Source organism: uncultured Mailhella sp. (assembly GCF_944324615.1).
Taxonomy (GTDB): domain Bacteria; phylum Desulfobacterota; class Desulfovibrionia; order Desulfovibrionales; family Desulfovibrionaceae; genus Mailhella.
Genome location: NZ_CALUWY010000094.1, coordinates 1 through 7,507, shown reverse-complemented (window position 1 = coordinate 7,507; position 7,507 = coordinate 1). Strand labels below are relative to the sequence as shown.

General features: G+C 60.4%; 6 protein-coding genes. 4 read left to right on the top strand and 2 right to left on the bottom strand.

The window, feature by feature from the left end; genetic code table 11:
* Nucleotides 1-159: 159 nt before the first annotated feature.
* A complete protein-coding gene (locus Q0K07_RS12490; RefSeq protein WP_294559671.1) occupies nucleotides 160-621 on the bottom strand; it encodes a hypothetical protein in 462 nt (153 codons plus the stop codon).
* A 141-nt stretch (nucleotides 622-762) separates the two neighbouring features.
* Nucleotides 763-1,491 (bottom strand): DNA/RNA nuclease SfsA, encoded by a 729-nt coding sequence (gene sfsA, locus Q0K07_RS12485; protein ID WP_294559669.1) that lies wholly within the window; start codon nucleotides 1,489-1,491, stop codon nucleotides 763-765.
* Nucleotides 1,492-1,580: 89 nt separating this feature from the next.
* On the opposite strand from sfsA, the gene Q0K07_RS12480 reads away from it, so the two are divergent.
* The 4 genes from Q0K07_RS12480 to Q0K07_RS12465 all read left to right on the top strand — a co-directional run bounded on the left by Q0K07_RS12480 (nucleotide 1,581) and on the right by Q0K07_RS12465 (nucleotide 7,164).
* Nucleotides 1,581-2,750 (top strand): pyridoxal phosphate-dependent aminotransferase, encoded by a 1,170-nt coding sequence (locus Q0K07_RS12480; RefSeq protein WP_294559667.1) that lies wholly within the window; start codon nucleotides 1,581-1,583, stop codon nucleotides 2,748-2,750.
* Between the two features lie 21 nt (nucleotides 2,751-2,771).
* Complete coding sequence (locus Q0K07_RS12475) at nucleotides 2,772-4,094, top strand: glucose-6-phosphate isomerase (RefSeq protein ID WP_294559665.1); 1,323 nt, start codon at nucleotides 2,772-2,774, stop codon at nucleotides 4,092-4,094.
* Between the two features lie 216 nt (nucleotides 4,095-4,310).
* Entirely contained in the window at nucleotides 4,311-5,792 is a 1,482-nt protein-coding gene (locus tag Q0K07_RS12470; protein ID WP_294559663.1) for an ATP-binding protein, read from the top strand.
* Nucleotides 5,785-7,164 carry a sigma-54 dependent transcriptional regulator gene (locus tag Q0K07_RS12465; RefSeq protein WP_294559661.1) on the top strand — a complete coding sequence of 460 codons (1,380 nt, stop codon included), beginning with the start codon at nucleotides 5,785-5,787 and terminating at the stop codon, nucleotides 7,162-7,164. Before Q0K07_RS12470 ends, Q0K07_RS12465 begins: the two co-directional genes overlap by 8 nt.
* Nucleotides 7,165-7,507 lie beyond the last annotated feature (343 nt).

Below are 7,507 nucleotides of genomic sequence, written 5' to 3'. Positions count from 1 at the left end.
TTGTGCACACACGTTCTTTTCGGCCATTTGTCTCGCTGCCATTGTCATCTTTTATATTTAATGAGTCCTGAACCTAGCCTCTCAGCCATAAAAAGCGCGGTTTCGGAACATACGCTCCGAAACCGCGCTCAGAACATCCGTCACACGCCGCAAAAAACGCTAGAGGGACACGCTCCCCTCCCTGTCGCGTGAGGAACGCCCGGACATCATGTCGTCCAGGGTTTCACCCAGATCGCGCATGGCGTCATCCATCTTCCGGCCGAGCTTTTCCCCGAGATTCGCCGCGCTGTCCCTGGCGTCGTCCCAGGCGCGGGAAACCTTGCTCATGGCATCCGCTTTCTTCATCTGCTCAAGGGTACGGCCGCCGAGGCCGTTCAGCTTTGCGCCCAGAACACGCATGCGTTCCCGCGTGACCTTCCCCTCCACAAAGGCCTCTTCCACCAGCGGAAGCACCTTTTCCTGATAATCCTTTGCGGAATACAGGTTGCGAAGGGCAAGAAGTCCGCCGTATTCCCCGGCGCTGATCTCCTCGCCGTCCCGGAGAACGGCCTGCCGGTACTGATTTGCGCCGAGGGCGATGCAGGCTGCCGCCAGCAGCACGATCATGATATTTCTGAACATGTGTTTCTCCTTACAGAAGGCGACATGGCGTCGCGCATGGTTTCTGCCAAAGACAGGGAAACACAGGCAGGACACAGGCCATGCGGTTCCCCATGCTCCTTTTCCCAGAAAACACACGGAACGGCAAGAGACGCCCCGTTCCTAGGGCCTGAAATCCCTGTATTCCAGCACGCCGCCGTAACGGATGCCGTCCGTGTCTATGTCGACCACCACGGGGTACACTTCCACGCCTTTTGCCGCAGCTTCCCTAAGCGCTTCGGCATAGACCGGGTCCACATAGTCGGCGGCGGAAAAACACGCGCCGTCCGGCCGCTGTATGATGTACAGCATGGCCGCCCGCGCCCCGGAAGCGCGGATGTCCATGAGCGTGCGCAGATGCTTTGCCCCGCGCGCGGTCACGGCGTCGGGAAAGGCGGCCACGCCGTCTTCCACCAGCGTGACGTTCTTGCACTCCACCCAGAGATCGGGCAGCCCTTCCCCGCGGAACACGCCGTCCAGGCGGCTTTCCCCGTACACGGCCTCGCGCCTCAGTGTCGCATAGCCCGCCGCCCAAGGCAGAAGCCCCGCCCCGGACAGGGCGGAAAGCAGGCGGTTGGGCATCAGGGTGTTCACCCCCACCCAGAAAAAATCTCCGCCCCGGGGAAGGCCCAGGGCCTCCACCGTCCATGCCAGCCTGCGCCCCGGATTTGTCGCAGGAGAAAGCAGCACCGGTGACCCCGGCCGCAGAAGTCCCAGCATGGTTCCGGTATTGTTGGTATGTGCGGCCACTTCCCTTCCGTCCAGTTCCACAAAAAGGAAAAAACGCTTCTCACGGCGCAGCAGGCGGCCCACACGACAGGGCCCGGGATATCGCAAAAGCGGTTCACTCATCAATTTACAGACCTTTGTGAAGCTGATAAAGTTTTAACCATCTTGGGAAACCATGTGCGCCTTTCACCGCAAACAGGAAGAACATATCCATGAACTTTGCCGAGAGAATGAAAAAGATCAAGCCCTCCGCCACCCTTGCCATCAATGCCAAAGCCCTTGAACTCAAGGCGAAAGGCATCAAGGTCACCAGTCTGGCCGTGGGCGAGCCCGATGCTCCTACCCCGCTTCATATCTGCGAGGCAGCCAAGAAGGCCATAGATGAAAATTTCACCAAGTATACGCCCGTTCCCGGTATTATGGAAATCCGGCAGGGCGTCTGCCACTATTTTCAGCGTCAGTACCATGTGACCGCCAGACCGGAAAACGTCATTCTCACCACGGGCGGCAAGCAGTCCCTCGCCAACACCCTCTTCGTCATGCTCAATGACGGCGACGATGTGCTGCTCCCCTGCCCGTACTGGACGAGCTACCCCGACCTCATCCGCATCGCGGGCGGCAACCCCGTGCTCGTGCCCGCCGATTCCTCCAAGGGCTTCCGCATCGACGTTTCCGATCTGGAAAAGGCCGTCACGCCCAAAACCCGCATGATGATACTCAACACGCCCTCCAACCCCACGGGCGTGGCCTATACGCAGGCGGAAGTGGACGCCATGGTGAAGTGGTGCATCGACCACGACATCTTCGTGCTGGCCGACGAAATCTACGATCAGCTCGTGTACGACGGCGCTCCGGTGAGCGCCTCCGGCTGGTGGGAAAAGTATCCTGACAAACTCGCCATTCTCAACGGCCTTTCCAAGGCCTTCTCCATGCCCGGCTGGCGCGTGGGCTATACCCTCGGCCATGCGGACCTCATCAAGGAATGCTCCAAGCTCCAGGGGCAGATGACCTCGCACATGTGCTCCATCGCCCAGAAGGCCGGTGTGGCCGCGCTGGAAGGCTCCTATGACTGCGTGGAGGAAATGCGCCGCTCCTTCCTCCGCCGCCGCGATCTGGCCATGGCCGAAATCTCCACCTGGCCCGGCGTGGTCTGCGCAAAACCCGGCGGGGCCTTCTATCTCTTCCCCGATGTGAGCGCCCTCTTCACCAAAGACATGCCCGACGGCACGGCCGTATGCACGCTTCTTCTGGAAAAGGCCCGCGTGGCCTGCGTGCCCGGCGAAGCCTTCGGCGACAAGAACTGCATCCGCCTTTCCTATGCCGTTTCCGATGAAGTCCTCATGGATGCGCTGCATCGCATGAAGGAAGCCCTTTACCACTAACCTTATCGAGATGGTGCGCGTATGACTCAGGCAAAACTTGATTGGGCCCATGCCTGGCTGGGCGGCGTTTCCGACCGCCCCTCCGATGATTCCTCCTACATCGAAAAACTCAAACAGGAACTGCCGGTTCTGCCGTTCCTGTCCCTTCCCTTTGCGGAAGATCTCATCCATCAGCTGGAAATACACGAAGAGTTTCTGCGCAGCTTCAAGCACATGCTGCTGCTCGGCATCGGCGGTTCGGCCCTCGGCCCCCGCGCCCTTCAGCGTGCCTTTGCGCCTGGACAGGACCGCCCCAACTACGACGGTCCCAGCCTGTGGATAGCCGACAACGTGCACCCCGAATGGCTGCAGGAACACCTCGACAAGCTCGTTCCCGAAGACACCCTCGTGGTGGTCATCAGCAAGTCTGGCGGCACCATTGAAACCATCGCCCAGTACCTCATCGTGCTGCCCTGGCTGCAGACCAAGCTCCCCGGAACCTGGCAGGAACACCTCTTCATGGTGACCGACGCCAACAAGGGCTTCCTGCGCGACGAAGTGGACAAGTACGCCCTGCGTTCCCTGCCCGTGCCGGACAATCTCGGCGGCCGCTACTCCGTGCTTTCCGCGGTGGGCATGGTTCCCGCCGTCTTCCTCGGCATGGACTGGAAGGCCCTTATCCAGGGCGCCATTTCCGTGGGCCGTCCTCTGGCCGAAAACCCCGACACCCTGCTTGAGCACCCCGCGTGGAAGCTGGCCCGCTGGGCATGGCAGATGTCCGAAGCGGGCAAGAGCCAGGTGATCTACTTCTGCTACATCCCGGCCTGGTCCACCTTCGGCCCGTGGTTCTGCCAGCTCTGGGCCGAAAGCCTCGGCAAGGACGGCAAGGGCACCATGCCCATCCCCGCCACCGGCGTCACCGATCAGCATTCCCTGCTTCAGATGTTCCTGGACGGCCCCAAGGACAAGATCTGCCTCTTCGTCAGCTCTCCGGCCAACAAGGAACTGCTGCCCATGCCTTCCAAGCTCCCCGAACAGTGGCAGTACCTGAAGGGGCATACCTTCGGCGACATCCTTGAAGCCGAAACCCTGGCCACCCGCGCCACGCTGGCCCAGAAGGACGTGCCCGTCGTGCACCTCGACATGCCCGACGAAAGCGCCTATTCCGCCGGCAAGATGATGATGCTCCTTGAAGCGACCACCATCTTCACCGGCTGGCTCATGGGCATCAACCCCGTGGATCAGCCCGCCGTGGAAAACGGCAAGAAGCTCGCCCGTGCCCGCCTCGGCATGCCCGGCTCCGAAGAAGACGCCTCGCGTCTTGCCATGTTCACCGCCATTCCTTCGGAAAACATGGACTTCTGAGCCCGGCCGCAGCTCCGGACGACTTCTGCCGCCGCACATGACATCCCCCTGTAAATGAAAGGCTCCGGCTCCGCCTCACGCGGGGCCGGAGCCTGACGGCAAGAAGGGTTCCCCGTCAACGACGGGCAGGCGCCTCCGCCCCGGCATGCTTCCGGGCCGACGAAAAAAACGCCACACCGGAGCCCGCAGGTTCCGTCACTTTTGAAGGTACACGTTATGGATGACGCAAGTCAGAACGGCGCCGACAACAAGCTTCCGTTCAACCTGGCAAAATTCTTCTCCTACATCTCGCTGGTGCTGATTCTCATTTCCAGCGTCATCCTCACGCTCTTCATCGGCCGCACCATGAACAGTTCCGTGCTGGAAAGCCAGCAGGAATACGCGCTGCTTCTTGCGGACAACATCAACCGTCAGATATTCCGCAAGTTCACCCTGCCCGTCACCTACGCTTCCGGCCGCGTCGCCCTTTCCAACCCGGCGCAGTACAAGCTGCTCGACGACGTGATCCAGTCGCAGCTGCACGGGCTCCAGCTCTCCAGCGTGCGCCTTTTCGACGATCACTACACCATCCTCTATTCCACCGACCCGCGCGAGGTACGCCGCACCGACCTTTACACCGCAGGCATCCCCCTGGTGTTTGAGGGCAAGCCCCATCACTTCGACGTCATTTCCTCCATCCCCTACACGCAGGCCCTGATCACGCCGAACCTCAAGGACGGCACCTTCCTGCTGCGCACCATCTTTCCCCTGACCATCGACGCCGACTTTCAGGACCTGCACCTGCGCGGGCAGACCGTGCCCGTGCTGGGCGTGCTGGAAATCGTGCAGGATATGACGCCCCAGTACCGGGGAACCATACGTTCCCAGTGGCTCATCATTGCAGGCTTTCTTGTCTCCACGCTCATACTCTTCTTTCTGCTGCATTTCGTGGCGCGCAAGGCCGAGTTCACCCTGAGCCGCCGCATGGCCCGCAACCGCCAGCTCGAAGCCCAGCTCCATCAGGCGGAAAAACTCGCCAGCATGGGCCGCATGGTGGCTTCCATCGCCCATGAAATACGCAATCCTCTGGGCATCATCCGCTCCAGTTCCGAATTTCTCATCCGTCGCCACAAGACGGAAGACGCCACCACCCAGGCCATGCTTTCCGCCATTTACGACGAATCCTGCCGCCTGGGCACCACGGTCAACGACTTTCTGGACTACGCGCGTCCCCGTCAGCCCCGGAAGGACAACGTGAACCTTCAGGACGTGCTCAACAAGGCCATGGCCTTTCTCGGCGGGGAATTCCAGCGTCAGGGCGTGGAAATACACGCGGACCTTTCCTCTCCCCTCATGGTTCTGGGCGACCCCGACCTGCTGTACCGCGCCTTCTACAATATCCTCGCCAATGCGCAGCAGGCCATGCAGGGACCGGGGCAGATCTTCATCGAAAGCGCCCTTCCCGCCGACGGACAGATCACCCTCACCTTCCGCGACACGGGGCCCGGCTTTGCCGAAGGCACGCTGGACAAGGTCATGGATCCCTTCTTCACCACCAAGGACAACGGCACGGGTCTCGGCCTGCCCATCGTGCAGGCCATCATTGATTCCCACGGCGGCAGCATGAAACTTGCCAACGCCCCGCAGGGAGGCGCGCTCATCACCGTCCGTTTCCCCACGGAACATTCTTCAACCGAACAAGGAAGCTCTCATGAGTGATATATCCCATATTCTTGTTATCGATGATGAAAAAAACTACCTCATCGTCATGGAGGCGCTGCTCAAGGATGCGGGCTATGAAGTGACCGCGCTCAACGACCCGGAAATGGCGCTGCATTTTCTGGACGAATCGGAAGTGGACGTGGTCATTACCGACATGAAGATGCCCAAGCTCACCGGCAAGGAAGTGCTTCAGCGCATCAAGAAATCCTGGCCCGATCTGCCGGTGCTCATCATGACCGCCTTCGGCAGCATTGAAAGCGCGGTGGAGGCCATGCGCTACGGCGCCTTCGACTACATCACCAAGCCCTTCGCCAACGACGAACTGCTGCTTTCCGTGCACAATGCCGTGGAACTGTCCAAGGCGCACCGGCAGTACAAACTGCTTCAGGAATCACTGGAAGAGCGCTACCGCACCCATCACATCATCGGCAAATCCAAGGCCATCCGCAACACCCTCTCCATTGTGGACAGGGTGGCCGTGAGTCGTTCCACGGTGCTCATCACCGGCGAATCGGGCACCGGCAAGGAACTGGTGGCCCGGGCCATACACTTCAGCTCCCCGCGCAAGGAAGGGCCCTTTGTTTCCGTCAACTGCATGGCCTTCAACTCCGGCGTGCTGGAAAGCGAACTGTTCGGCCATGAAAAAGGCTCCTTCACCGGGGCCGTGGCCACGCGCCGCGGCCGCTTCGAGCAGGCCGATCACGGCACGCTCTTTCTGGACGAGGTGGGCGAGCTCAGCATGGATCTGCAGGTCAAGCTGCTGCGCGTGCTTCAGGAACGCGTGTTCGAGCGCGTGGGCGGCACGGAACCCATCAGCGTGGATATCCGCGTCGTGGCGGCCACCAACCGCGACCTGTCCAAGATGGTGGAGGAAGGCACCTTCCGCGAAGACCTCTTCTACCGCCTCAACGTGGTGCAGATTCCCATTCCGCCCCTGCGTGAACGGCGGGAGGATATTCCTCTGCTCATCGCCCATTTCACGGAAAAAATCGCCGAAGACAACGGCATACCCGCCAAGAGCTTCAGCACCGAGGCCCAGAACTATCTCACCGGCTACGAATGGCCCGGCAACATCCGTCAGCTTCAGAACGTGCTGGAAGGCTGCATGGTCATGGTGCCCGGCCCGGTCATCGGCGTGGACGACCTTCCCCCGGAAATACGCGGCGAGGAGTCGCAGTTCAAAAGCGCCGTGGACCTTCTGCCCGTGGAACTCAACCTGGCCGACACGCTGGACCGCATAGAGGCCGCGCTCATCAAGCGGGCACTGGTGCGCGCAGACTTCGTGCAGGCCCATGCGGCCGAACTTCTCGGCATATCCCGCAGTCTCATGCAGTACAAACTGAAAAAGTACAACATCACCGGGCACTGAGCCTGAAGAAACTCCCGGCGGGTGCGAATGCGCCCGCTTTTTTTTCATGGGCGCAGGAGCAAAAAAACGTAAGCTCCTGCGCCCGCACTTTTGGAAAGCATGCCTCTTCGTGCGCCGGTTCTGCACGCCCTTCCCCGGAACACGTTTTACGCTTCAGGCGGAACATCTCATGAAACCCGCCGTTCCGGGCCTCCGGCAGCCTCACGCCTTTTCACGATTGAAGGAAGAACCGTTTTTCTCTACACTATGGGCAGGAATATATGCTTTGGCTCTTGACTAGCTGAAAGGACCTAAAAAGGTTATCTGGTTAGTCATGGCAATGAAAAACAAGTATGCGTATCGT

Excerpts from the sequence above, each read along its gene's own strand:
- Q0K07_RS12490 (WP_294559671.1), bottom strand. The coding sequence starts at position 621 with ATGTTCAGAAATATCATGATCGTGCTGCTGGCGGCAGCCTGCATCGCC.
- sfsA (WP_294559669.1), bottom strand. The coding sequence starts at position 1,491 with ATGAGTGAACCGCTTTTGCGATATCCCGGGCCCTGTCGTGTGGGCCGC.
- Q0K07_RS12480 (WP_294559667.1), top strand. The coding sequence starts at position 1,581 with ATGAACTTTGCCGAGAGAATGAAAAAGATCAAGCCCTCCGCCACCCTT.
- Q0K07_RS12475 (WP_294559665.1), top strand. The coding sequence starts at position 2,772 with ATGACTCAGGCAAAACTTGATTGGGCCCATGCCTGGCTGGGCGGCGTT.
- Q0K07_RS12470 (WP_294559663.1), top strand. The coding sequence starts at position 4,311 with ATGGATGACGCAAGTCAGAACGGCGCCGACAACAAGCTTCCGTTCAAC.
- Q0K07_RS12465 (WP_294559661.1), top strand. The coding sequence starts at position 5,785 with ATGAGTGATATATCCCATATTCTTGTTATCGATGATGAAAAAAACTAC.